The 24260-nt window shown below is 58.4% G+C and carries 26 protein-coding genes and 2 pseudogenes; 14 read left to right on the top strand and 14 right to left on the bottom strand.

Annotation, left to right across the window (positions count from 1 at the left end; genetic code table 11):
• Positions 1-78 precede the first annotated feature (78 nt).
• The 3 genes from HB630_RS24470 to HB630_RS24460 all read left to right on the top strand — a co-directional run bounded on the left by HB630_RS24470 (position 79) and on the right by HB630_RS24460 (position 4577).
• Positions 79-468 (top strand): response regulator, encoded by a 390-nt coding sequence (locus tag HB630_RS24470; RefSeq protein ID WP_213775282.1) that lies wholly within the window; start codon positions 79-81, stop codon positions 466-468.
• A gap of 139 nt (positions 469-607) precedes the next feature.
• Positions 608-1372, top strand: coding sequence for a Crp/Fnr family transcriptional regulator (locus HB630_RS24465; RefSeq protein ID WP_213775281.1), 765 nt, complete (start codon positions 608-610; stop codon positions 1370-1372).
• Between the two features lie 799 nt (positions 1373-2171).
• Positions 2172-4577, top strand: a complete 2406-nt coding sequence (locus HB630_RS24460) for an EAL domain-containing protein (protein WP_213775280.1) — start codon at positions 2172-2174, stop codon at positions 4575-4577.
• Positions 4578-4799: 222 nt separating this feature from the next.
• Here the strand turns inward: HB630_RS24460 and HB630_RS24455 are convergent, their stop codons facing one another.
• Entirely contained in the window at positions 4800-5423 is a 624-nt protein-coding gene (locus HB630_RS24455) for a TetR/AcrR family transcriptional regulator (RefSeq protein WP_213775279.1), read from the bottom strand.
• A gap of 124 nt (positions 5424-5547) precedes the next feature.
• Here HB630_RS24455 and HB630_RS24450 point away from each other — a divergent pair, with 124 nt between their 5' ends.
• Positions 5548-5958 (top strand): nuclear transport factor 2 family protein, encoded by a 411-nt coding sequence (locus HB630_RS24450; RefSeq protein WP_213775278.1) that lies wholly within the window; start codon positions 5548-5550, stop codon positions 5956-5958.
• Positions 5959-6150: 192 nt separating this feature from the next.
• Here HB630_RS24450 and HB630_RS24445 read toward each other — a convergent pair whose 3' ends face one another.
• The gene (locus HB630_RS24445; RefSeq protein ID WP_213775277.1) at positions 6151-7494 is read right to left on the bottom strand and encodes an inorganic phosphate transporter; all 1344 of its coding nucleotides are present in this window, start codon (positions 7492-7494) and stop codon (positions 6151-6153) included.
• Between the two features lie 330 nt (positions 7495-7824).
• On the opposite strand from HB630_RS24445, the gene HB630_RS24440 reads away from it, so the two are divergent.
• The 4 genes and pseudogenes from HB630_RS24440 to HB630_RS24425 all read left to right on the top strand — a co-directional run bounded on the left by HB630_RS24440 (position 7825) and on the right by HB630_RS24425 (position 10408).
• Entirely contained in the window at positions 7825-8865 is a 1041-nt protein-coding gene (locus HB630_RS24440; protein ID WP_346656131.1) for a histidine kinase dimerization/phosphoacceptor domain -containing protein, read from the top strand.
• A 122-nt stretch (positions 8866-8987) separates the two neighbouring features.
• Positions 8988-9110 (top strand): annotated as a pseudogene (locus HB630_RS24435) (alkene reductase); the annotation flags it as partial.
• 83 nt (positions 9111-9193) lie between these two features.
• Positions 9194-9823 carry an SDR family oxidoreductase gene (locus HB630_RS24430; protein WP_213775275.1) on the top strand — a complete coding sequence of 210 codons (630 nt, stop codon included), beginning with the start codon at positions 9194-9196 and terminating at the stop codon, positions 9821-9823.
• 174 nt (positions 9824-9997) lie between these two features.
• Positions 9998-10408, top strand: a complete 411-nt coding sequence (locus HB630_RS24425; RefSeq protein WP_213775274.1) for a nuclear transport factor 2 family protein — start codon at positions 9998-10000, stop codon at positions 10406-10408.
• 9 nt (positions 10409-10417) lie between these two features.
• Here the strand turns inward: HB630_RS24425 and HB630_RS24420 are convergent, their stop codons facing one another.
• Entirely contained in the window at positions 10418-10744 is a 327-nt protein-coding gene (locus HB630_RS24420; RefSeq protein WP_213775273.1) for a hypothetical protein, read from the bottom strand.
• Positions 10745-10780: 36 nt separating this feature from the next.
• Entirely contained in the window at positions 10781-12241 is a 1461-nt protein-coding gene (locus tag HB630_RS24415) for a hypothetical protein (RefSeq protein ID WP_213775272.1), read from the bottom strand.
• Between HB630_RS24415 and HB630_RS24410 the strand changes: the two genes are divergently transcribed.
• Complete coding sequence (locus HB630_RS24410) at positions 12240-12458, top strand: hypothetical protein (RefSeq protein ID WP_213775271.1); 219 nt, start codon at positions 12240-12242, stop codon at positions 12456-12458. The genes HB630_RS24415 and HB630_RS24410 overlap by 2 nt on opposite strands.
• Here HB630_RS24410 and HB630_RS24405 read toward each other — a convergent pair.
• The 3 genes and pseudogenes from HB630_RS24405 to HB630_RS24395 form a co-directional block, all read right to left on the bottom strand.
• Positions 12448-13134, bottom strand: coding sequence for a hypothetical protein (locus HB630_RS24405; protein WP_213775270.1), 687 nt, complete (start codon positions 13132-13134; stop codon positions 12448-12450). The two genes, HB630_RS24410 and HB630_RS24405, sit on opposite strands and share 11 nt — an antisense overlap.
• A 300-nt stretch (positions 13135-13434) precedes the next feature.
• Positions 13435-13575 (bottom strand): annotated as a pseudogene (locus HB630_RS24400) (SOS response-associated peptidase); the annotation flags it as partial.
• 17 nt (positions 13576-13592) lie between these two features.
• Positions 13593-14150: a hypothetical protein gene (locus HB630_RS24395; protein ID WP_213775269.1), complete on the bottom strand. Its 558-nt coding sequence runs from the start codon at positions 14148-14150 to the stop codon at positions 13593-13595.
• Between the two features lie 50 nt (positions 14151-14200).
• Here HB630_RS24395 and HB630_RS24390 point away from each other — a divergent pair, with 50 nt between their 5' ends.
• Genes HB630_RS24390 through HB630_RS24380 form a run of 3 tightly spaced genes read left to right on the top strand, consistent with a single transcriptional unit; the run spans position 14201 to position 16256 of the window.
• The gene (locus HB630_RS24390; RefSeq protein WP_213775268.1) at positions 14201-14410 is read left to right on the top strand and encodes a hypothetical protein; all 210 of its coding nucleotides are present in this window, start codon (positions 14201-14203) and stop codon (positions 14408-14410) included.
• Between the two features lie 9 nt (positions 14411-14419).
• The gene (locus HB630_RS24385) at positions 14420-14668 is read left to right on the top strand and encodes a hypothetical protein (protein WP_213775267.1); all 249 of its coding nucleotides are present in this window, start codon (positions 14420-14422) and stop codon (positions 14666-14668) included.
• Positions 14669-14711: 43 nt separating this feature from the next.
• On the top strand, positions 14712-16256 hold the full coding sequence (locus HB630_RS24380; RefSeq protein ID WP_213775266.1) for a hypothetical protein: 1545 nt from the start codon (positions 14712-14714) through the stop codon (positions 16254-16256).
• 73 nt (positions 16257-16329) lie between these two features.
• Here HB630_RS24380 and HB630_RS24375 read toward each other — a convergent pair whose 3' ends face one another.
• The 7 genes from HB630_RS24375 to HB630_RS24345 form a co-directional block, all read right to left on the bottom strand.
• Positions 16330-16887, bottom strand: coding sequence for a hypothetical protein (locus HB630_RS24375; protein WP_213775265.1), 558 nt, complete (start codon positions 16885-16887; stop codon positions 16330-16332).
• Between the two features lie 710 nt (positions 16888-17597).
• Complete coding sequence (locus HB630_RS24370; RefSeq protein ID WP_249781027.1) at positions 17598-17786, bottom strand: DUF1330 domain-containing protein; 189 nt, start codon at positions 17784-17786, stop codon at positions 17598-17600.
• Positions 17787-17921: 135 nt separating this feature from the next.
• Positions 17922-18719 carry an SDR family oxidoreductase gene (locus tag HB630_RS24365; protein WP_213775264.1) on the bottom strand — a complete coding sequence of 266 codons (798 nt, stop codon included), beginning with the start codon at positions 18717-18719 and terminating at the stop codon, positions 17922-17924.
• Between the two features lie 42 nt (positions 18720-18761).
• Positions 18762-19133 carry a nuclear transport factor 2 family protein gene (locus HB630_RS24360; protein ID WP_213775263.1) on the bottom strand — a complete coding sequence of 124 codons (372 nt, stop codon included), beginning with the start codon at positions 19131-19133 and terminating at the stop codon, positions 18762-18764.
• 55 nt (positions 19134-19188) lie between these two features.
• Positions 19189-19893 carry a YafY family protein gene (locus HB630_RS24355; protein ID WP_213775262.1) on the bottom strand — a complete coding sequence of 235 codons (705 nt, stop codon included), beginning with the start codon at positions 19891-19893 and terminating at the stop codon, positions 19189-19191.
• Between the two features lie 196 nt (positions 19894-20089).
• Positions 20090-21202: an FAD-dependent monooxygenase gene (locus HB630_RS24350; protein ID WP_213775261.1), complete on the bottom strand. Its 1113-nt coding sequence runs from the start codon at positions 21200-21202 to the stop codon at positions 20090-20092.
• An 87-nt stretch (positions 21203-21289) separates the two neighbouring features.
• Positions 21290-22168, bottom strand: a complete 879-nt coding sequence (locus HB630_RS24345) for a class I SAM-dependent methyltransferase (RefSeq protein WP_213775260.1) — start codon at positions 22166-22168, stop codon at positions 21290-21292.
• Positions 22169-22439: 271 nt separating this feature from the next.
• Here HB630_RS24345 and HB630_RS24340 point away from each other — a divergent pair, with 271 nt between their 5' ends.
• Positions 22440-23456: a helix-turn-helix domain-containing protein gene (locus tag HB630_RS24340; protein WP_213775259.1), complete on the top strand. Its 1017-nt coding sequence runs from the start codon at positions 22440-22442 to the stop codon at positions 23454-23456.
• A gap of 80 nt (positions 23457-23536) precedes the next feature.
• Complete coding sequence (locus tag HB630_RS24335; RefSeq protein WP_213775258.1) at positions 23537-24070, top strand: cupin domain-containing protein; 534 nt, start codon at positions 23537-23539, stop codon at positions 24068-24070.
• The last annotated feature ends 190 nt before the right edge of the window (positions 24071-24260 follow it).

Below are 24260 nucleotides of genomic sequence, written 5' to 3'. Positions count from 1 at the left end.
GAATGGCAGAGGTCTGGTCCCATCAAGCTGATCAAAGCCCGTCCGGGGAACCGCTTTTCCCGGATCTGAATTGACGTGATGACCGGGACGCCCATCGGCTCCTTGCCCGTTATCTTGATTGTCGACGACGAACCGCTGTTGCGAATGCTTGCCGTCGAAGTCGCCGAGGAGGCAGGCTTTGTGGTGTTGGAAGCTGCCGATGCGGATGAAGCGGTTGCTCTTTTGGAAACTCACCCCGACATTGCTTTGCTGTTCACAGACATCAATATGCCCGGAAGCATGGATGGGCTTAAACTAGCCCATGCGGTTCGAGGTCGCTGGCCATCCATAAAGATCCTCGTCGTATCAGGCCAGGTTAAGCTGCCTCCGTCGGATTTGCCTTCGAATAGCTGCTTTGTCGGAAAGCCCTATCGGGCCGAAGCTATGATCGAGGAACTGCGTTCGCTTGTCGCCAGGGCACCGTTGTAAAGTCCGCATTGCGGACCCGACATATGAGCTGTTTTGCTCAGACCAACCGTGTAATTGCGTTCAAACAGTCAAGCAAGCATTGGACATCGTCGATGTTTTGTCGGCGGGCTATGTCAACCGTTCGTATTGACACAAAATAATGCCAAAAGCACAAATGGATCATGACCTGCGAAGCAATCAATTGCTGGGCGCATTGGAGCCAGCCAGCCGCAAGCGGATAGAGCCCCATCTACAACCGATCGAGTTCAAACTTGGTGAGATCGTCTGCGATGCCGGCGGCCTTCTCAAGCACGCTTATTTTCCGCAAGGCTCGGTCCTCTCGCTGCTGACGGTTCTGGAGAATGGCGCCGCGATCGAGACCGCCAATATCGGGCGCGAAGGAGCCTTCGGTCTCTTCGCCGCCATGTACAGCCGTGTCTCCTTCAACCGGTGCATCGCTCAACTCGAGGGTCACACGGTTCGTTGTCCGATCGAGCTGCTGCAATATGAGTTCAAGAACAGCGAGCACGTTCGTGATCTATTTGTGAGCTATTCGGAGACGCTGCTTTCCCAGGTCCAGCAGACAGTGGCTTGCAATGCGATGCACACGACAGAAGAGCGGATGTGCCGATGGCTTCTGATGATGCATGATCGGGCGGAGGGCGAAGCGCTTCCGTACACGCATGAATTTCTGTCGCAGATCCTCGGTGCCAATCGGAAATCCGTAACGCTGGCGGCGCTGTCGATGCAAGCGGCCGGCCTTATCAGCTATCGTCGGGGCACCATCCAGGTACTTGATCGCGCGGGCCTCGAAAAGGCCTCGTGCGAGTGCTATGCCATTGTCAAAGAGCGTTTCGACGCGTTTCTAAAGCCACCCTCGACCGCCGTGCAGGGTCATAACAGGGGCCGACGCAAGAGCGAGTAATACGACAGAGCCGTCGCCAGATTTTGCGACTCTACCACCTGCCGGCTGACGTTCTTAATGGTGCATTGCTGCACTGGAGTCACCCCGATTATCCCGAACTCCAGGCGGCAATGGCACTATCAATCTCGCGACGGGCTTGGAAGCCAGGCGCGGAGTGCAAGTGCGTCATCGCTCACCAATATCTTCGACGGCGCCCCCAATATCCACCGCCACCGAAGAGCAGGACGAGCACCACAATTATCAGAATCAATTCCATTCGGGTTTCTCCATTGCTGGGTTGCTTGGCAACATTAGCCATCCGACACGCTCAAATGCATGTTTAAAGAGTGGAAGCCAAAACTCTGGATGGGTTAGATCGAATTTAACGAGAGCAAAGCCAAATCGTTCCTAAATTGTCGGATTTACAATCGAGGTCGAGCGCCGTCCGGATGGCTCTCAAATTATGGGCTACACAACGACCGCGGCCGCCCCAAGCGGCCAAAGCCGCGCGATCCGCCGCCGACGCTGACGCCAGCACGGACCGCAATCGCAAGTGCTGCGTCGCCGACGCGGCGCTTGCGAATGCACGGATCCTGTTCGTTGCCAAACAAGTCCGTCCGCCGGCGCCATTTATGGGCGCATCTCTTGTTGCCTGGATCGCGAGCCATACGTGACAGCAACAAAGCCACGCAGCTACGTCCATGCGGCTTTTGTTTCTGGGTACTTTGTTAAGGACGTTGTCCGAGAAACGGCAGCCGCTTAAGGCCAATGCCATTTGACGCGCGTTAACAACAGCTAATCCATCCAACCGGTCCATAGAATGTTCCAAGTGTTCCATTGCCTGGCGGTAGACCATGATTGGTACCTGGTACTGCTCGCGGCCGGCGTCTGTGTTCTCGCGAGCGGCGTCGTCATCAGCCTGTTTCAAAGGGCTCTGGCCACCACGGGGAAAGCGCGGCTGAGGTGGCTGCTGCTGGACGCCGCGGCCGGCGGCTGCGGAATCTGGTCGACGCACTTTATTGCAATGCTTGCCTACGATCCCGGCGCCACGTTCGGATACGATTTCCCGCTGACCGTCGTGTCACTGCTAATCGCCTCCGTCGTGACCGGCGCCGGTCTTGCGATCGCGCTGCAAGTCCCTTCGCGATGGACGCCTGGCCTCGGAGGCGCCACGTTAGGAGCGGGCGTCGCGGCGATGCATTTCACAGGGATGCTCGCCCTTCAGATACCGGGACATATCTTATGGTCCACCCATCTTGTTGTTGCAGCGCTGGTGCTGGCCTGTGCGTTTGGCACCCTGGCTTTGATGGTGGCCGCGAAGAGCGACGACCTCGCGCACACCTTATTCGCGACACTGCTGCTGGCGATGGCCGTCGTTTCACTTCATTTTACTGCGATGGCGGCGATCACGTTCGTCCCGGACCCCACGGTGGCCGCTGACGCTCTCTCGATATCGTCGACTTCCCTTTCGCACATCATCGGTGCCGCCGCCGCGATCGTGCTCGGCATGTGCCTGGTGGCGGCCTTGAGTTCGCGGCAGTCGCAATTCGAACTACGGCGACAGAAGATTTTGCTCGATACGGCCTTGCAGAACATGTCACAGGGCCTTTGCATGTTCGACGCCCAAGGCCACGTCAGGCTTTTCAACAATCGATATGCCGAAATGACGGGTGTATCCGGCCTCCAGATCACGGGCCGGTCTCTGCTGGAACTGTTCAAATACCGGAAGTCCGCGGGAGAATTTGCCGAAGATCCGGATGAATTTTTCGCCCGGGTGCTGGCCGACATCAAGGCGGGCAACTCCAATACCAAAATCATGGAAACCTTGTCGGGTCGGGTCATCCGGGTGGTGGAACAGCCTATGCAAGGTGGTGGATGGGTCGCAACGGTCGAGGACATCACCGAATGGCGCAAGGCGCAGGCCCAGCTTTCCCACATGGCCCACCATGACTCGCTGACCGGACTTCCGAACCGGGCCAAGTTCCGTGAAGAGCTGGATCTGGCGCTTCGTCATGCCAGATCAAGCGACCACATCTCGGTGCTTTGTCTCGATCTCGATCGCTTCAAGGAGGTCAACGACTCGCTGGGACATTCCGTCGGGGACGAACTGCTCAAGGAAGTCGCCAAGCGGTTGTCCGCGTGCCTGCGCGAGCGCGACATGGTGTGCCGGCTGGGCGGCGACGAATTCGCGATCGTCCAGTTCAGCGCCGAAGTTCAGGCCTCGGAAGCGTCATCGCTGGCCGGGCGCCTTATCGAGGCCGTCGAGGCGCCCTACGTCATTCAGGCACATCAACTCACGATCGGCGTCAGCATCGGGATTTCGCTCGCACCGTCGGACGGAGATGGCCCGGATCAGATCATGAAGAGCGCCGACCTGGCATTGTATCGGGCCAAGTCGGACGGTCGCGGCACCTACCGCTTTTTCGAGGCCGGAATGGATGCCCGCGCGCAGGCCCGCCGCCTGCTGGAGATCGATTTGCGGGCGGCCCTGAAACGAAGCGAATTCGAGGTATACTACCAACCGATCCATGATCTGAAGTCCAACCGCATCATCTGCTTTGAGGCCCTGGTCCGCTGGCACCACCCGCTCCGCGGCCTCATCCCGCCGCTCGACTTCATTCCGCTCGCGGAGGAGACCGGATTGATTATCCCGATCGGCGAATGGGTACTTCGGAAAGCCTGCAGAGATGCGGCTAGCTGGTCGCAGGCGGTTCGTGTTGCGGTGAATTTGTCTCCGGCGCAATTCAAGAACAGACACCTGCTCTCATCCGTGGTCTCGGCGTTGAGCGACTCCGGCCTGGTAGCCGGCCGTCTCGAACTGGAGATCACCGAGTCGGTACTGCTGCAGGAAACCGAGACCACACTCGCCACGTTGCACAAGCTGCGCGGCTTCGGCGTCAATATCTCGATGGATGACTTCGGAACTGGTTATTCAAGCCTGAGCTATTTGCGCAGTTTTCCGTTCGACAAGATCAAGATCGACCGTTCGTTCGTGAACGAGCTCGCCACCCGCGAAGACTCCGCCGCCATCGTGCGGGCCGTCACGGGCCTTGGGAAGAGTCTGGGTATCCTGACGACCGCGGAAGGGGTCGAGACCAGCGAACAATTGGCTCTTCTTCGATCGGAAGGATGCAACGAGGTCCAGGGCTATCTTTTCAATCCGCCGCGACCGGCATCCGAGGTCGAAAAGATGCTGTCCGATAGCGGTTTGCGCATCGTCGCATGACGCTGCTAGCGGCAACTTCAGCCTTCCTCCACCACAAACCCTGACCGCCTAGCCCAACCGGAAGCCAATGACTAATCGGCGCGCTGGCGACAATGCCCACCCCGTCCCCGCACAGGCGACAATTCGCCGTCATTCGTCCAGCGCGTCGATATCGGCGCGCGGAATGCGGCGGTGAAAAACCGTGGACGCCTTACCTAATCTTTATGCATGCAAGGCTTTGCTCTACGCGGGCCACGCCCGCATGGCGATCTTCGCCAATCCCCGGAGATGCTTCCTCGACTTGCCGTCGCGCGCCTGCACCGCCATGCCGCGGAATACGGTTCCGAAGAAGCTGGCCAATTCGGTCACATCCGTATCCGGCGCCAGGTCGCCGGCTTCCACGCCCCGTCGCAAGCGATCCTTCAGCATGTGCTCGAAATTGGCTCGGAACTTGACCATCGCATCGCGAACCGAGCGCTGGTCTGGCGGGACATGGGTGCCGGCCAGCGAGATCATGCATCCGGCAGGGTAATTCGAATTGGTGAAATCGAAGGCCGCCGCCTCAAGCAGCAACTCGAAGGCTGTGCAGGTATCATGGGGAGCAGAGAAAATCTTCGTCACCCGCTCGCCCCCCGGGCCGGTGATGTAGTGGTGGACCGCCTCGATGAAGAGCTGCTCCTTGCTGCCGAATGAATTGTAGAAGGTCGAGGCGCTGATCCCCATGGCCGCGATCAGGTCGACAAAGGACGTCCCCTCGTAGCCGCGCTCCCAGAACAGCTTCATGGCCTCTTCGACCACGGTCTGGCGGTCAAAGGCGTGCCGCCGCCCGCTGCCACGCCGCACCCATGCTTTTTCTGGTGTGATCACTCCACAAAACCTTGACATCCAACATCTGATCGAGACTATACGGGAGTGATCACTCCAGATAAAGCCCCAAACTCCCGATCATCGGGGAAACCGGGCTGCTGGGTCACCCAACCAGGAGCCACCGATGCCCAAAGCTTACAAGATCACCGATCCCAGCCAGACCAATGCGACATTCGCCAAGATTTTCAACGAGGGCCGCAACGTCGACGCCTGGGTCTCGCTCTATGAGCCGGATGCGGTGCTGTTCGATGGCCCCAACCCGGTGATCGGGCATGAAGCGATCCGCAAGAGCCTCGCCGGTCTGACGAACGTGCCCGGCGCCATCGAAACCAAGGTCAATTTCGTGGGCGTCAATGGCGACATCGCTTTGGTGCGCGCCGACTACCGTTTCCGTCACGAAGGCAAGATCACGCTGACGGGCAGCGCGATCGAAGTCGCGCGCCGCCAGCCTGACGGGAACTGGCTGTTCATCATCGACCACGCCACCGGTGCCAGTGTCCCCTCCGCTTGGGAGGCCGAATCCGGCAAGGCCTGAGGCCGACAATTTTAAGCCCGGTGGTCACAGCCGCCATCGATGGGAGGAATCTGCTTCAAGCGGCTGGATCGCCGGATTCAGAATCCGATCGGCATTGACCTGCCAATCATTCAGGGTCCGACGACGCATCCAATCTTGATGACGGATCTTATCGTTGCCGCTTCGAAATCGGGGGGAAGCCACGTCATTTGCTCAAGACAGCAGATAAAAGAGCCCTCCTGAAATCGCAATCGTACCGGGAAGGGTCAACAGCCACGCAGCCCCGATTTGCCACAGCGTGGCGCTCTGGACGCCGGCGCCCGACGCCACCATGGTTCCGGCGATGCCGCCGGTGACCACATGCGTGGTGCTGACGGGATAGCCGGAGAAACCGGCAAAGCCGATCAGCCCGGCGGCGACCAGTTCGGCGGACGCGCCCTGCGCTGGCACCAGATGCGAGTTGCCCAGCCCCTCGCCCAGCGTTTTCACGATCCGCTTGTAGCCGACCATGGTGCCGGCCCCGAGGCAAAGCGCGCTCAACACGCGCACCCACCACGGTGCATATTCGACCGATCTCATCAGCTCGTCGTGGATCGATTTGGCCTGCTTCTCGTCGGCGTCCGAGATGCCCTTGGCCTCGCCTGCGTTCTTCAACTGCTCCAGCACGCGGTTGAGATCGTTGCGCACCGCCGACCGCTCTTTCTCCGGGATGTCGTCAGCCGACTTGATGCGGCCGAAGCGATCGCCGAGGGCGTGGACGCCCTCGAGGCCGCCCTGCTTTTGCTCGCTGCCGTAACGCTCGATCAGGCTCGAGGCGGCCGGCATGGCCTGCGCGACGCCGGCGATCTGCTGCGCCGTGATATTCATGTTCAGCGCATAGGACGCCGGCAACAGGCCGATGATCGTCAGCATGATGAGGCCGATGCTCTTTTGCCCGTCATTGGTGCCATGCGCGAATGACACCCCGGTGCAGGTCAGGACCAAGAGGCCGCGCATCCACCACACCGGCGGCTTGTCGCCCTCGGGGGGCTCGTAAAGATGCTTGTCGTGGATCACCTTGCTAAGCAGCTTGAACAGCAGCAGCGCCAGGCCGAAGCCCAATATCGGCGACAGCAGCAGCGAACCCAGCACGCTCCAGACCTGTTGCCAGTCGACGCCGTCGTGCAACCCGCGTCCATGCGTCAGCGCGGTCTCGATGGCGATTCCGATCAGCGATCCGATCAAGGCGTGCGAACTGGAATTGGGAATTCCCAGCCGCCAGGTGCCGACGTTCCACAGGAGCGCCGAGGTGAACAGCGCCACCAGCATGCCCGCCGCGACCTCGCCGTCCGGCGGCGACAGCACTTCGGCCGGAATCAGCTCCACCAGCGCGTAGGCGACGGCGATGCCACCGAGGATCACGCCGAGAAAATTCATCAATCCGGACCATATAACGGCGTAGGTCGGCTTCGGCGAGTTGGTATAGATCACCGTGGCGACCGCGTTGGCCGTGTCGTGAAAGCCGTTGGAGAATTCGAAGATCAGCACCAGCAGGAAACAACCCGACAGAATCGCCAATGCTGCGGGCCGAACCCTGCGAAATGGAAACGAGCATGCGGTGTCCTCAACGGATTTCAGAAGCAAGCTCTGACGACTGTTCTCTGTTCCGGCGTCGCAAAAACTTCGCAAAAGACCGCATGGCTTGGCCTGCACCCGACTATCAGTCGGTCGACGACATTGCGAGCGATTTGCCACTCACTCCCGAGGTTGGTGATCAATATTGCTCACTTTATAATCCAGCTACAACACGGACCTAAGTCTCGATCTGGCCGTTGGTCTGTATCCTCTCCATACCCCGGTCTACGCCTCGCTATCCCGGTGTCGCGCGCTCCGAGGGAAAGGCCGTTCGTGTTCAAAAAGCAATTCAGTGAAGTCGAAGATGCCTGTGCCCTTGCGCAGGCCATGGTGGACACCGTCCGTGAACCTCTCATCGTTCTCGACAAGGACCTGCGGGTCATCGCAGCGAGCCGATCCTTTTATGTGAAGTTCGCAACCAATCCCGACGATTCCCGGGGCAAGCATCTTTACGCGTTGGGCGCCGGCGAGTGGGACATTCCAAAGCTTCGAACATTGCTGGAAAAAATCATACCGGACCACGGTACGATGGATGATTATGAAGTCGAGCATGAATTTCCTCGCATCGGAAAACGCATCCTGCTGTTGAATGCCTGCATCGTTCTTTATGAGAAAGCGCACAAGAATATCTTGCTCAGCGTTGAGGATATTACCGTCCAACGTACGCTGGAGCGCGACAAGGACGAGTTGCTGCGACAAAAGGATGTGCTGCTCGATGAACTCGAGCACCGCGTTGCCAACAGTCTCCAGATCATCGCCAGCATCATCATGTTGAAGGCAAAATCCGTGGAGTCCGAGGAGACACGACGTCATCTGCAGGACGCCCACAACAGGGTCATATCGGTTGCAGCCGTGCAGCGACATCTTCACGCTGCAGCCGGCCTTGGGACGATGGAAATGCTGCCCTATCTAACCACGCTCTGCGGCGCACTCACGCATTCAATGATTGGTGACAGCGCTTCAATTTCTTTGAAGGTGCTCGGCAAGGGCGGACTTTCGACCTGCGTCAACGCCGAGAGTCTGGGATTGATCGTCACCGAACTGGTCATAAACGCGCTGAAGCATGCTTTCGACGAAAAAACGAAAGACGGGCAGATTACCGTTGCATACGACGTGTCCGGGACCGACTGGAAGCTTTCGGTCGCCGACAACGGAATGGGCAAGCCAGATGGCGTTTTTGCCCAACCGAAAACCGGGTTGGGAACGGGTATTGTCAAAGCCCTTGCAAAGCAACTCGATTCTCAGGTCGTCACCATGAGCGGTCCCAAGGGGACGACAGTATCGGTTACTCACGCCACCTTCGCAGGCGGATAGAAGCGATTAGAGGGTTTGCCACAAGAGCGGCGACAAATGTTTCGTTGCGCGCGAGGACAAAATAGATGAGCGAAACCATCCTAGCGGTCGGCGCCGGCGGCAAATTCGCGGGGGCTCGTTTCGACGTGGTGGAGCGCCTCCGAACCGACGCGCCGCTCAACAAGCCTGATCCGTCGAGCTTCTACGGCGTGGGGCCGAAGGGCTACACCGTCTACCCAACGCTCAAGACCGCAAAGGCGGCCTGAACCGGCGAACGCTCCGGAGGCAGCGAGATGACAACCACCCACTACTCCAAGCAGGAGGCGTTCTTCATGGCAGAGCTGTCGATATGCGAGTCCTGATTCTGGGAGCAACGGGTGGCACCGGTCGCGAGATTGTGCGTGAAGCGGCCCTGCAGGGCCACTCGGTCACGGCGCTGGTGCGATCCAAGGCGAAGGCGACCCATCTTGCCGGGGCCGACCTCGTTGAGGGCGACGCCCGCGACGAGCAGGCCCTCTTGCGCGCGCTCGAGGGTTGTTCCGGCGTGATCAGCTCCTTGGGTACACCCATGAGTCCCTTCCGCGAAGTCACCCTTCTTTCGGCGGCAACACGCGCGCTCGTGAAAGCGATGGACGACCGGAAGGTACGCCGCCTGGTGTGCATCACGGGCGTGGGGGCCGGCGACAGCCGCGGTCACGGCGGCTTTCTTTACGACAGATTGTTTCTGCCGTTGCTGCTGAGGAAGGTCTACCAGGACAAGAACCGCCAGGAAGATGTCGTCCGCGGCAGTGATCTCGACTGGGTGCTGGTCCGGCCGACAATCCTGAACGACAAGCCCGCCAAGGGGTCGGTGCATGCGCAAACCGATCTATCCCGGGTCCATGGCGGGACCGTGGCTCGCCGCGACGTCGCGAAGTTCGTCGTCAAGCAATTGACCGATGACGCCTGGCTTCGCCGCGCTCCTCTGATAACTTGGTGAAACGATTGCGCTGGCGCGGATGAAGTGGTGTGGCTTTTTCACGAGGCCGCACGGTCTTCTTTGTCGGCGCCGCGCGTAACGATCCGCGGCGCGTCATCAGGCAGCGGCCGTTGCAATGCCTTTCCCGATCAGCGGGGAAACCGGGCTGCTGGGTCTCCCAACCAAGAGCCACTGATGTCCAAAGCTTACAAGATCACTGATCCCAGCCAGACCAATGCGACATTCGCCAGGATTTTCAACGAGGGCCGCAACGTCGACGCCTGGGTCTCGCTGTATGAGCCGGATGCGGTCCTGTTCGACGGCCCCAGCCCGGTGATTGGGCATGAAGCGATCCGCAAGAGCCTCGCGGGTCTGGCGAACGTGCCCGGCGCCATCGAAACCAAGGTCAATTTCGTCGGCGTCAATGGCGATATCGCTCTGGCGCGCGCCGACTACCGCTTCCGTCACGAAGGCAAAATCACGCTGACGGGCAGTGCGATCGAGATCGCGCGCCGCCAGCCTGACGGGAACTGGCTGTTCATCATCGACCACGCCACCGGCGCCAGCGTCCCCTCCGCCTGGGAAAGCAAGTCCGGCAAGGCCTAGAGGAGACCGTTATCCGCGGCATGTCGTCGGATGTCGAAGAAAGGCCCACGGCCGCGCAAACCAGATCCATGCCACGATCTGGAGGACGAGGTTGAGAGCAAAGGCTGTCTGATAAGCGATTTCGGGATAATGCCCGGCTTCAGGCGTCCAATGCTGAAGCACGACACCGGTTATGTACTGCACCGCAAACGCTGCGGCGATGTGGAACAGATTCAGCGCTCCGTTAGCCCGCCCGGCGAGCTGTTTCGGAAAATAGTCAGCCAAAATCGCAAAGCTGAGCACGGTAGCCGCTGCTTTTTTGGGGCCATCAAGACGTCTTTGACCCTCGACAGACATTCCTTAGGGGCAACACATTCTCGAATTGAAGGCCGACTATTCTCGCGGAGTGTCGCTACGACCAAAGAGCCCTTTCATCAGAAATCCGAAGTAGCAGTCTGGCAGTGCCTGTGTCCTCTTTTTGTCCCAAGTGCCACAAATCTTGGCAGCAAGATTGGTTTCACATCCCGGTTCGGCGGCGAAATCGAACCCCGCTATACCTTCGACTGTAGGGTACGCTCGCGGACAACAGATAATGCGACGCCCAGACCAGATTTGCTCGGCCACCTCACCGATCATGACGAAGCGTGTCCACCAATTAAAAAACTCCGGCGGAGTGTCGCCAGACGCACGGGTTTTAGCGCCGATGGTCACCATCGGCGCAGTGGGAAACTCCGAGAACTTCGAAAGATACAAATCAAAATCGCTAAAGATCTCGTTCCCATATTGAATTCTGAGATCCAGGATAGGCGCTATGATATGTTGGCGTACATAGCGCGCTATATATTCTACGGGCGAGAAAACTGACTGTCCGGTTATCTCTTCCGGACCGCCGCAGTCGCGTATACTATCTCGAATAGCTATCAAATCGTCGCGGGAAAACCCCGACGGGAATTGCGGAGAGTCTTCGGCGGAGTCTGGCCATTTTGTGAGTTCGATCATCTGCACGAACCTTCCACCGGGAGGCATGCTCCTTGACTTTTCCCCAAAGCTTTCCATGGGAGAGGCCATCAGAGCTAAGTCTGTCAGATGAGTGATCCAGCGGCGCGGAAACTTTTCGAGCTTTTCGTGGTACTTTCTCAAATACTTGGAGAGAAGCAGGTCTGTAATCCGGTACGGTTCGACGATATTGGACGTGATGTCCAAGTGATCCAGTTTTTCGTCGATGGGGTGATGCGATACGTGCAACGTTTGGGCAATTTCCAGCTCACGGTCCGCAGCTTCGGAGAAGCTGGATACCAGCAGGCGTCTTTGCAAGGCTTGTGCATTACCCTCGATCAAGACGTTAAAACCCAGAGGGACCCAATGCACGACAGGACTAAGTCCCTCCGGCTCACCAGGATCCTGCACTCCAAACGTTAGCGGAAAGGCCGGAATGTGAATGCTTTCTGGGCCGAATCGGATCAAAAAGTCGCGCCAAGATTCACCGTCCTCGCCCCTCTGTGGTGGTAATTCGCACGTACCATCAAAGATTAAACGGTAGAACGTACCGAAGGCGAGCTGCCGATAAAACTCTTTGACATAAGCCGGGCAGTCTCTTTGCTGAATCCATTCGCCGAACGGGAATCTGAACTCGACGCCTTCCTCACGTAACCTCCTGCAAACGTCCAGGAACGCCTCGAGACACTGCACATAGTTGAGAAACGAAAAGATTCCGGCGCTGGTTCCGAAACAGTCGTGAAAGTGACGATATTCGTGAAAGATCACGGTGTGGCGCATCGCCAAATCTAGCAGCGAGGCGCCTTGGCTCTCTGCTAGCAGCTCTTCGAGCTGTTGTTCAGATTCGATTTCTCCCATGCTTACGGCGCTGACGGACAGATACCTGTGCGAATATGAGCCGTACACAGTGCCGGAGCGCTGGGACAATCCCAAAGAATTTCTTTGCCACTTGATTTCATTTAGCCGCAACGGCTCCGCGGACGGCTCTTTACCCGGTACCGCCTTTGCCGACCTTATGATTTTCGCAAAAATTCGGCCGATAAACGCTCTTGCCCTCGACATGGTCAAGCTCTGAGACGCCAAAGATTATCGGGATGCGCGAGATCCCCACCTGAATCGCCCCAGGCAGCTACTTCCGCGAGGCTCAAATCCTTCAGTCGTTTAAGTGCCTTTGCGGCTCGATCCCCACTTGGACCGCCAAAGTCGGCAAGTTCGGCGGCTTTTACGCCTGAAACAGAGGGCTGTTCAGTCTCAACGGTGATTGTAGCCGCGCATTTTAATAGCGCGTCATAGATGCTCATTGCGTCGTCGTCTTCCGGGCTCTTCAACTTTACAAAGTTGTCGTAAACGCCCTTCACGGTCGACATTCCCGATGTGATAGCAGAGGGTGACAGCGTAGCAAGCGCAAGGACGAGGCCGACAAGGCCTATGCCGACAGTTGGAGCGGCGTCCTTCACTCGGATAAACAACATCTTGTTCGGTTGACGGTCTGAGTTGGTCTGTCGCCAAATTCGAAACGACAGCCTGGACTGATCGATCCCTGGCGGAGGCAATTCCTCCTCCATTTCTATTGCGGTCGAGGGGAGTAACTTAAGTATTTCGACCAATTCGCCGTTCAGCCGGGTGGCGTCCTGGTCCGAAATCTCATCTGTAATGTTTTGCAGATCAGAAGCCGAAATTCCCAGGCGCGACGACGCAGCGTTCAAAAGAGTCAAAAGAGCTTCCGTTTCGAAAAAGGACTGCTCTGGCATTGTGGGCTCCGAAACCAGCTATAGATTTTCTGTAAACTATAGCAGCTACGTAGGGTAGAGTCCTCGCCATTATGGCTCGTCGGCTGTTTGGTATGATCGAAATATAGCCGAGCCTGCTACTGGGGCAGGCCCTCCGTCGTGTCCAGCGATTCAAGCGAGGTCCACCTCTGGCACCTTTGAGACATGCCGATCGATGCTGCCGTCGTCGTTCATAAGGTAAGACCGGACGTGACCGGCGCACCGGCAAACTGACGCGATTGACTCACGACGGACCTGGACCGATTGCTAAGAATAGCGAGCGGCCGCGTTGCGCACGACCGGCGTCGGGTAAACCGGAAGCACGCCGGGCATCGGCGGCAGATTGCCGACATAGCGGTTCGGCACGCGAAACAGCGCGACGATGGCCGCCTGATTGGTCGTAATCGAATAGAGATTGCACATCGTAGACCTGCGATCTGCTACCGCGTATTTCGCGGCTTGAATTTCGGCCAACTCTGGAGCGGTTTCAAGGACGGCAAATTTGCAGGTCGCTCGGGATAGTGAAACTCGCTGCCGCGCAGCCAGCGACCCTCGAAGCGATCCCAAAACAGGATGGCATCCATTTGCCAGGTGAACTCATAGACCTTCCATACGCCTTCGTTCTGGATGGTCTCGCCGGTCGAATTGAACGGCAGGCTATTGAGCTTGCAGAGCGCGTCAATTTCGTCCCAGTGGGCGCGAATGTAGGTGTCCTCCAGCGCGACATGATAGGGCCGATCGGCGCACCAGCGCGGCCCTCCCCCACGCTGGTGAAAGCCCTGCCGCTGGGTCATGAATTCGGGAATCCGGCTGATGGCCTTTCCGATCCGGCGCGCCTCCTCCGATGTGAACTCGCCGGCACCGAAACTGTAACGCTGTGAATCGTCGCGGCAATACAGCCAGGCCACCGTCACACCGTTGGCGTCCTGAACGGTGTAGCACTCGGAATTTTCCCGGATCAGCGTCCAGGGCGGCTTAAAACGACGGGTTGACTTCATGAGAACAAAATAGGAACACAGGGCGTGACCGGTCAACCTGGAACAGCGTCATGTCGTCTGGCTCGCTACCGAACACACAGGACGCGGACGGACTGGAGGCTGCCGTGGATCAGGCCATCGAGGCATGCGACGGCGACATGCGTTCGACGATCCGCGCGTTGATTGTCGCGAACGAATATCTGGAGACCGAGGTTGACGAATTGATGAAAGCCGTCTCCCACGCCTTTGTGCGGGGAAGATTTCATACCTATTCCGGCTAGGAGCGAACCATGACGGAAGTAACCTACTTCGTGGCGCTGCCCTTTGTCGCTGCCGACGACGGCATTGCGGCCGGCGAGCCGACAGAATGCTTCAACCCGGTCGCGGTCGTGATGCGCGCGGAAGCACTATCGCGCAAACCGGGACATGTGGGAGCCATGGCCTTCAGCCGAACTGGAGATCCCGCCACCGGCGATTTTGGCGATGCAACGATCATCAAGAAGTTCGGCGACGTACCGGACGATCTAAGTACCCTGTAGAGGTGCAGACGATGGCGGAAGAAAAACTATTGCGGCGAAAAAAATGTCGAATCTAGAGGACCACTTCAAAGCCATTTGGTATCGCGCCCTGAACGCGCCGTCGCTTGCTGCGCTCAAGCCTGAAGATATTCAACTCTGGGCTGGAGAACGCGGCCTTGACGTGACGCTTGTGGAGGAGCGCGATGTCGGAGCCTTTGCGAAGACACCGGCCATAGTTCTGACCGTCGGGGAAGTCAAAGCCTGTTTCCCGAAAATTCCCGCGCAAGGCGATCCGGGCTGGGAGCTGCGGCGGCAAAAGGCCGAGGCGAAAGCGGCGTTATGGGAGAAGATGGAATGGTTTTCCCCGTTGTGGGTTTCAAGGGGAGCCTCCGATAAAATCCTGATCTCCGCCCAAGGCCGCTCGAAGCAGCAGGCCATAGAAATGTTCAACTATCATACATCCACGTTGTATATCCTGTCGTTCCAGGCCGTTTGCGTCGCGCAAATCCTTCCCGCCACGCGAAGCCTGAAGGATGTTTGCGCCCTGGCGCGTGAGGCATATCTCGCTTTTTATAGCGGGTACCGCGCGGCCAGCATCTCAGCTCTTATTCCGGCGATTGAAGGAAGCCTGACTCGAATCGTTTCCGGCGCAGGAGACGAGCTTCCCGTATCCGCAAAAGTCGACCGTGTGATCAATCGTGCCGTCGAAACTGCCGCGCAGGCACACTATGAAAAGATGTGGGTGCCGCAGGATTATCTGAGCGGGGATTATCTTTTTGGTCAGGATGAACGTGTCTTCACCTTTGAAACTTATCGACGCTGGTTACAGAAATCCTTCTTCCGCAAGACCGGAGAATATGACGGAGTAACATGGCTCAATCGCCATATGTTTGCGCACGGCACGCATTCCGACTGGCAGCAATCAGCGAATTTCAGCCGTCTTGTGGTCGCTCTGGCGACTTTGGCCCTCATTGAATCGTGGCATGACGAGTCCCACCTTGTGTCGTTCTTTTTCCCGGAGATGAACGAGGACAGTAAGCTGCTCTGGCAGCAAGCCTTGCTCCAGGGTAACGCACGAATGAGCCTCAAAATGATCGAACAGAAGCGCTACCAGAAACACGGCCGCCTTGTGCCCGAGATGCCGACGGATAATGGCGCGCTTCTGCGCAAGGCGATGTTGTCCAACGACTGCATCAAGGAACTGGTTCGCCCCATCCGAGACGCGGGCTGGAGTGTTGAGGTTGGAGAACCAGATGAGCAGGCGCTGTACGTCACGGTAGTCGCAAAGGCGGATGGGAAGCAGTTTTGCGCGGCGCTACTGTTTAGCTGTGCGACCGACAATGGCATATATCGCAAACTCGCCGGGACTTGCGAGGCCATCTTATACCGCGGCGCGCCTTATAATCAGCAGCAATATGCTTACGGGATCGACGTTCACGTCGGCCCCGTAGCGGGATGGCTCCCTCCGCAAGCACCCGACCGGAAAATTCGATGGCGAAAATATTTGAGTTGGAACCGCCTGGCTCGTTTGGCCGCCCGTAGCGCGCATCGTGCGAGATCCATAAAACGTGCCTGGGCATCACGGCGCAGCTCTTTGCCGTCTGTGTGATGCGCGTACCTGTCGATGGCAGAGCGCCCGAACCGCTCGCAGCCGGCAGTATCGATCTAACGGGCTGTACGGCCTATCGTTCTCTTGCATGACCTTCGTATTCGCCGCTGATCTTGCGCTCGAATAATACTCCTTCCTGACGTCCAAGCGCGGCAGCGAGTTCTTCGGATAGTATCAACTCAATTGTGGTAAGCTTCCTCGGCTCTTGGCGCCCCACAATGTTAGCAAGCACGTCAATCTCATAGGGACCCGGCTTGAATTGATAAGTGGGTTCGTGGACGGACAGAACAAAGTGATGGTTGGCGGCTATGCCGGCGCGACTTACATATAGCCCGCTGCCGGGAGATAGCTTTTCCGTTTCGCCGTAGCCCCAGAAGCTGAATATGCGTTCGTCGTCTGCATGCCGCAATTTCACATACATGCCCTCAACCACCTGTCCGCGGGTCGCCGTGCTGTAAAGCAAGGTCCGCAAAAACACTTTGGGTGTTACCTTCGGCACGGCATCGAAACCGAAGAATACAATTGTCGGCTTCGTCATCTTCAGTCGGCCCCGGTCGATGAACGCCAGCCAGAACGTGCCGAGAGAAATAGCGAGCGATAAGATTGATACGGGGATGCTGATAGATTCCATGCCTACTCCATAGAGTGAATCTCGTCTATTCGTAATAGTTGTAGATGATCGCGCACGCCCGCTAGACCGTAAATATGACCCAAACGTCCCCCGAATGGTTCGCGATCAGCGAGGAAGCTACTCCTACGATTATGCGTCGTATCCCCGATTGGCCACCGCGCCGGCTCAACAGCGCCCTCAACTATGTCGACGATGCCAAACTCGTTCACCCACTGAAAGCGATCGGTTCCGGCCCATGGGTCATGACGTGCCTGCGCGTTACCGATCACACGCGCCGGTTCGTACGCGATCACGGCTGATTCCCCCCAAAATCTCCGACTGTCGCTCTTCGCGCGATGCTCAACTCAGTTCGGTCGCGGCTACCGACGATCGAACATCGATCTCGAATATGAGTGCCTGCAGAACGAGGATGTGAAGGCCGAGGCGGCGGAAGTCTTCCGGACGCTAATCGATAAGTTGACGGCTCGTGCCGGACGCGGAAGATCTGGCCATCGTGCTGCGCGGCGACCTAGCCGCCATCCTGCGGTTCGCCGCGAACAAGAAAAAACCCGACGTCCTTTCGGAGGCCAGGCTTTGGGTGCCTTGCTTTCGCAAGAATCATTGGCTGCGAGGACACGCAACACGCGATTCTTGCTATTGGTCGAGCAACCTTCTCCGAGGTGGCCTTATGAGAAACCCGATGGCACGCAGTGGTGCGGGGTTCACATTAATCAGACGCCCGCGACCAGCGTTCCTCGATAGACGGTGCCTCCGAGCCGATGCTGCCGCGCGTCGCGATAGGAGGGACTGTCGTACCATGCTTTCGCCGCCTCCATGCTGGGGAATTCAGCGATCACCGTGCCTTCGGTCCTCGGTCCTTCCAGATCTTCGTACGCTCCGTAGGCTGCCAATACCTTCATGTCATGCACCACAAAAGTCACCCGAACCTTTGCTCCAGTACAGCGCCAACTCCTCCGCATCGAGTGTCTGCTCACGAGTAAAGATCAGGTAGGCGCTCATTTCGTATTCCCCTTCGACAACTATAAATCCAAGTCTCAAACGGTCTGTATGGCGCCGCCGTCGAGGACATAATCGACGCCGCAGATGAACCCGGCTCGCTCCGAGGCAAGGAAGGCGGTCAGTTCCGCTACCTCTTCCGGCAGGCCGGTGCGGCCGACCGGGATGCCACCGAGCATGTTCATGATGACCTTGCGCGCAGCATTCTCCGGAATGCTCTGATTACGGGCGATGTCCTGGATCATGCCCTGTGCGCCCGTTGTCTCGATGAAGCCTGGCGAGATCATGTTGACGCGCACGCCCTGGGGCGCGGCAACTTTGGACAGGCCCTTGCTGTAGGTCCGCAGCGCCGCCTTCGACGCCGCATAGGCCAGGGTGGAATTGGCGAAGGGAAGCAAATGCGCCACAGAGCCGATATGGATGATCGCGCCTGAGCCGCGCGCCAGCATGCCCGAAAGGAAGGCTCGATCCAGACGCACCGCTCCGAGCAGGTTGACGTCGAAGATCGTCTGCCAATCCTCGTCAGTCACAACTTCGTAACCGCCTCGTTTGGTAGCGGTTCCGCCGACATTGTTGACCAGGACATCCAGGCCGCCCCATTCGCGGCTGAGGCGCTCGGCCACGGTGTTCGTGCCCGCCGGCGTGGAAATATCGGCCTTAATGAAGAGCACATCCTCTTGGAGGCCGATCGGCTCGGAGCGCGCCGTAGTGGCGATCCTCGCGCCGCTGATGCGGAAGCGCTCGACCATGGCCGCGCCCATGCCTTTGGTGCCGCCCGTCACCAGCACACGCTTGTCCCTGAATTCATCAACATGAACGGAAAAGGGATAGGTCATCGTTCTTGCTCCAACAGTCTGCCTTGTGTGGTCAATCCAGGTTTAGAGAGCGTTCTTGCTGTTGAGCAGGATGATCACCTGGGTAATCAAATTTCCCCTTACGGCGAAGTAGTAGGTGAGGATCACGGGGTCCGGCAGCTTCGACTTGTCGAAGTCGCCGTCGGCGCGACAGCGCACGATCGAACTGCTGGATTGTTCGAAGGCGCTCTCGATCTCCAGGATGACGTTGTCGCCGAAGATCTCCTTGTCCGCCCATGCCCGAATGGCCGGATGACCGAGGAACTCGCGCTTGGCGTCATTGACGAGGGCATCCGGCGCCAGCGTCGCCATGAACGCCTCAACGTCGTGGCTCCGATAGGCAGCAACGTGGTCCAGGATGATCCGGGGCAATGTTTCGGCCGATATGTTCCGCATGATTTCCATCTCCGCCGTGATAACGGAGGCTAATCGGTGCCCCTGTCAGATTCTGTCAGGAGTGTCTCGACGATGCTGCTTCATCCCGAAGCTGGGCCTGAAAGTTGCGCAACAGGTCTGCCCGCCGCGCCGGGTAACGGTCGCGCAGCTCGGCCGAGAGGATCCGGTCGGTTCTGAAGAATCGGAATGCCTCGCGCAGTTCGCACCGGGCCGTCAGCACGCGGCCGTTGTCCATGAAGCCGAGCTGGATCGGCCATACGATACGCCTGGTGCGACGGTCCTGCTCGTCAACATATTCGATGGCCAGTCGTTTCTGCATCCGGATCGCCGACCGCAGGAGAGCAAGAGGCACCCTGTTCTCCGGAAACCCTTTGCCGCCGGGTCCTGGCATCGATAGCGGCATATCCGCGGCCGCCTGCATCTCCCGAGACAATACGGCCGTGATCTTGGCACGGACACCCTCGGCGGCTTTCGTCAACACGTCGTCGCCGCGCTGATCGACATAGCGCAATCCGAGCAGAACGGCCTCGGTCTCGTCCTCGGTCAGCATAAGCGGCGGCAGAAACAGCCCGGGACCCAGGATATAGCCGACGCCAGCTTCTCCTTGGATCGGCGCGCCCTGAGCCGCCAGCTCCGACAGGTCGCGATAGATCGTGCGCTCGGACACCTCCAGCCCGCGCGCGAGCGTCGCGGCGGTCACCGGACGACGGCGGCCTCGCAGTGCTTGCAACAGAGCAAGAAGGCGGGTGGAACGGCCCATGCAGACTCCCGGCTGGAGGCGAGGTTACCTTAATGCCCTGACAGAAATTGTCAGCAGCACAGCCTGGTAAACGACACGCAGCAGGACCATCTCGTCAACAGAATCCGGCACACCGCGCGTCCGGCGACGATCCCTCCCGGCGATTGTCCAGCCGCGGAGCTGGCGCTTATCCGCGATCATCATATGCCAGGAGAGATCAAAAAGACTTGAGCAAGGGCGAGTAACTGCGCTTGTACAGGGAAGTCCCAAATAATCGCAGCACGGCAGCTCGCGGCAAAGCCGGCAGCGAGCGCATTTTATCGCGCGCGCGACATTGGTTTTGCACCCAATCGACTCTGGGTCTTCGTCGTTCCATATACGCGCGAAGAGCCTTGGTGATGTCGGTGCTGCGGGACAACTCCTCCGCCAAAACAACAGCGTCCTCCATCGCCATGCCGGCGCCTTCTGCCATATTTGGCGAACAGCCATGCGCGGCGTCGCCCAGCAGAACGACACGGCCGCTTATCCAATCCTTCAGCCGCACCTCCTCGATCGGCCCATAATGGATGGGCGTGTCCGCGGACAAGCGGTCGATCAGCGGAAATACCGGCCCGGCAAAATCCTTGAACAGCGATCGTAGGGGTGAATCTGGCGGCAGGCCGGGGACGCCGTCACCGGGGACAGAGATATCCGCATAAACATAAACATCCGTTCGGCTGACCGGGATCGCCAGCAATGTGCGGCCGGTTCCGAGCATCGCGGTCCAGCAGTCGATCCCGGCAGTGTTTTGGGTGATGAACCGCCAGCAGACCGTGCCGACATAACGCGCTGATCCGCCCAACGAGGCCAGCTCCCGAACGGTCGAATGCATCCCATCGGCGCCAACGACGAGATCATATTTGGCGGCCGCGCCATCATCGAAGGTGACCGAACATCCGGCGGAATCCTGCTTCAGGCTTGCGATAGATCTGCCGAAGGCGATGGTGGAGCGCCCAAGGGAGGCCTTGAGGATGTCCTGAAAGCCCTTGCGCTGCAACGAAAGGCAGGATGCACATTCACGCCAGAAGTTTTCCGAGTCGATCGCATTCAAGACTTTGCCGCCGGCGTCAAGAATGAGCTGGCGTTTGATGGGAACGGCTTTTTCGGCGACCTCTTCGCGCAGCCCGAGTTGTTCGATCGCCCGCACCGCATTTCCAGGCAGAAACAGCCCCGCGCCCGTCACCGGCAACTCCGGCCGGCACTCGATCAGCTGCGCCTCCATCCCCCGCTGCTCCAAGGCCTTTGCCAGGGCGAGACCGGCAATGCCGGCCCCCACAATCAGGATTCGCATTTCACCTCGTTTCGGAACAGGGCGTCCGGTATCCGCACTCCACAAGAATCCACACGCCGGTCGGCGGGGAATATCCCACAATCAGTTTCATATGATGGCCCATGCACAAACCTGTAGCCACGCGGTCAGATGGCTCCCCGCCTTCCGCATGGCGTCCCGCGACCTTTGCTCGAACGTAGGCAAATCAAGCACTGCCGCGCCCTCAACTCCGTTGGCTTCAGCCAGGGGAGCGAAGGTCCGCGCCGAGCTTGCGACCCACTCGATAAGTTCCGACTGAGGATGCTGGATAACCGGAATTTCATAATAGATCTCACGTTTCCGAAGACCGGATTGTTCGAAGGTTTGTTGTATGTCTTCACACGCGTCGACGCCGGGAAGGTGAGCCGCGGCCTTGCGAAGAAATTCTCCGACGTCCTGCCAGATCTGCAGTGGCGGGCTCGAACAGATCGGAAATCGAGGATAGGCCTCATGGCAAACGATCAAGCCACCGGGCTTGACGCACTTCAAGATATCGCGAAGGAAGGCCACAGGGTCAGGCTGATGAACCAGCACGTAACGGCCAATGACGGCATCAAAATCCTTCAGACCTTCCATATCCGGCAGCGCGGCAACCTCGAAACCAGCATTGCCGACTTTCCTCTCGCTTGCTCTTTGGCGTGCGAGACCGATGGTTTCCCCACTCCGATCCACCCCAACGACAAAGCCGGTCGGCCCGACGATCGCCGCCGCAAGCAGCGTTACGTCCCCCATGCCGCATCCCATATCCAAAACCCGCATGCCCTCACAAAGCCCTGCTCTCTTCAGAAGCCGCTCCGTGATCGGCCGTAGCATCTCCGCCTGGCACAGCAGGCGCCGGATCTCGGCTTCTGAATATCCAAGCAAATAAGACCTTTCGCCTTGCAAGGACGCTTCTCCTTGAAAGCATGAAAGCTGACCTGGATTTTCGTGCTGTTCGCCCATCGGCATTTTATTCCCCTCACACATATTTGTTACCCGCAACGCAAACCGCGCGGACAGCCACATAAAATCCCCGGTTCGTCACGATGGTTCGTGACGTGACGTATAGGCCTGGATGAAATCCGATTTTAGAATAGGTGCGCCATGATGCTTGTCCATTTACGCACTACGTTGACCTTTCACGATTCACAGCCGGTCCTTCGCCCTGTTTTGAGCTCCCCCTGAAAATCGTCGGGCTCATGATGATTTGCTCGATCAATTCCATATGAGGACGAAAAACTTGCATAGAAGAATCCATTTTTCCGACAACAGCCTGATAAGAACGGCGGGCGAAGGCGGAGCGGATCAAGCTCTCAGGAAACTAACAAGCGACGAGTGGACGTCATCGCTGAAGCAGGCATGTGCAAATGATATCGTCGGGATCGATTCAAACACATTCGTGGGCTGGTTTAATCCCTTCCAGGTACACGGGCTGAAGGCAATCAACGCCGGCAGCAATATTGGCAGAGTTAACCGCACTTCACGGCACGCCCGTCGTGATGGCCTTGAGGATTACAGCCTGATCTTTCAGCTATCGGGCAGATCGGCGATAGATCACAGCGACAGACTTCTCGAGCTGGACACCGGGGATTTGATACTCGTCGATCCCACACGCCCGATTACCGTCTTCAACGAGCCGGGCGTCGTTCGCCATATGGCACTTCATCTGCCGCGCCGGCAGCTTGTCGCTCATTTGGGCTTTGAGCCAAAGGGCGTACTTCATCGGGGCGGGACTGCCGCCAACCGCTTGCTGCTGCAGCTCATGATCGAAGCCTCCCGGGGAAACGGCCCCTCCGACGATTTGCCGGCAGCCCAAATGCAGCTGGTCGTCTATGATTTGCTCGCCGCCCTTTTTGCGCCATCCGGCGACGAGCGCGGCTCGGCCCATACCGACAAGCTGTTCGCTGGTATCTGCAACATGATCGAAGCGCATTTGGCGGACCCCGATCTGACCCCGTCCGTCATCGCCGCCGAAGCCCGGATCTCGGTTCGCTATCTTCAAAAACTCTTCAGCGCGCGCGGCACGACCTGCAGCCACTTCATTCATTCGCTCCGCCTCGATCACGCGTCGCGCCTGCTTCAGCGCCGTACACTCTCCAGGAGCGAGGAGCCTCTCAGCGAGATTGCGTTCGCGTGCGGCTTTCTCGACTATGCGCATTTTTCGCGCAAATTCCGCGAACGCTTTGGTCATCCTCCAAGCACACATACGTCCATCGCCGTGCGCAAACAGACAAGCAACATGGCGCTGCCTGACTAAAGGCCGGGTCCGGTCGGCGTCTATACTGCACCTCGCGTAGCAATGGTGCCGCGCAATTCATCTTGCCGGACCGAGGATGCATGTCAGATTCGTCAACTTCATCAGCGTTCAAGCGCGCTCCGTCGCTGGAGGCCTCCAAATGCTACATGGGGAGTTTGATAACCAATCTTGCGGAAGCAGGAGACACCAACGACGCATACTGCTTGATGGAGGCGGTTTTAAAACCGGGGAACGAGCCTCCTCCGCACGTGCATTCGCGAGAGGACGAACTCTTTTATGTGCTCGAAGGCAGTTTTGACGTGTTCGTTGGCCAGGAGGTCTTCGAGGTCAGCGAGGGGGGCTGCGTCTTTCTGCCGAAATTGAAGCCGCACGCATTCATCATCCTTTCGGCCCGGCTTCGCCTGCTCACGCTATTTACTCCCGGCGGGCTTGAGGATGCCTTCCGCAGCAAGAGCGTTCCTGCTCAAAGTCTGGAGTTTCCTGCCGAAGCTATCACCTACTCGACCGCAGATCTGGAGGAGGTCGCGCGACGATTGCACCAGCATGGCGTCCGAATCCTCGCTCCGGACGAGATTGCAAGCCAGTTGCCGCTATATCCCCGAGGGCCGGCTTGATCGCATCCAGCAGGCCCAAGCACGCCGCAATTGCCATGTTTCGGCGGATTGTTCGAGGACCCTACCTCTCGCTATCGCACTGATAACGATATCTGCGCCTGCGCAAGCGGCAACCGCGCAGCGCGACCCGGTTCACAATCATCGATCCCAATGACCGAAGCCTTTTGGACGACCGGATAGCTCACGGGGG

The sequence above is a fragment of the Bradyrhizobium sp. dw_78 genome, assembly GCF_018449525.1.
Taxonomy (GTDB): domain Bacteria; phylum Pseudomonadota; class Alphaproteobacteria; order Rhizobiales; family Xanthobacteraceae; genus Bradyrhizobium.
This window is presented reverse-complemented; position numbering and strand designations above follow the sequence as displayed.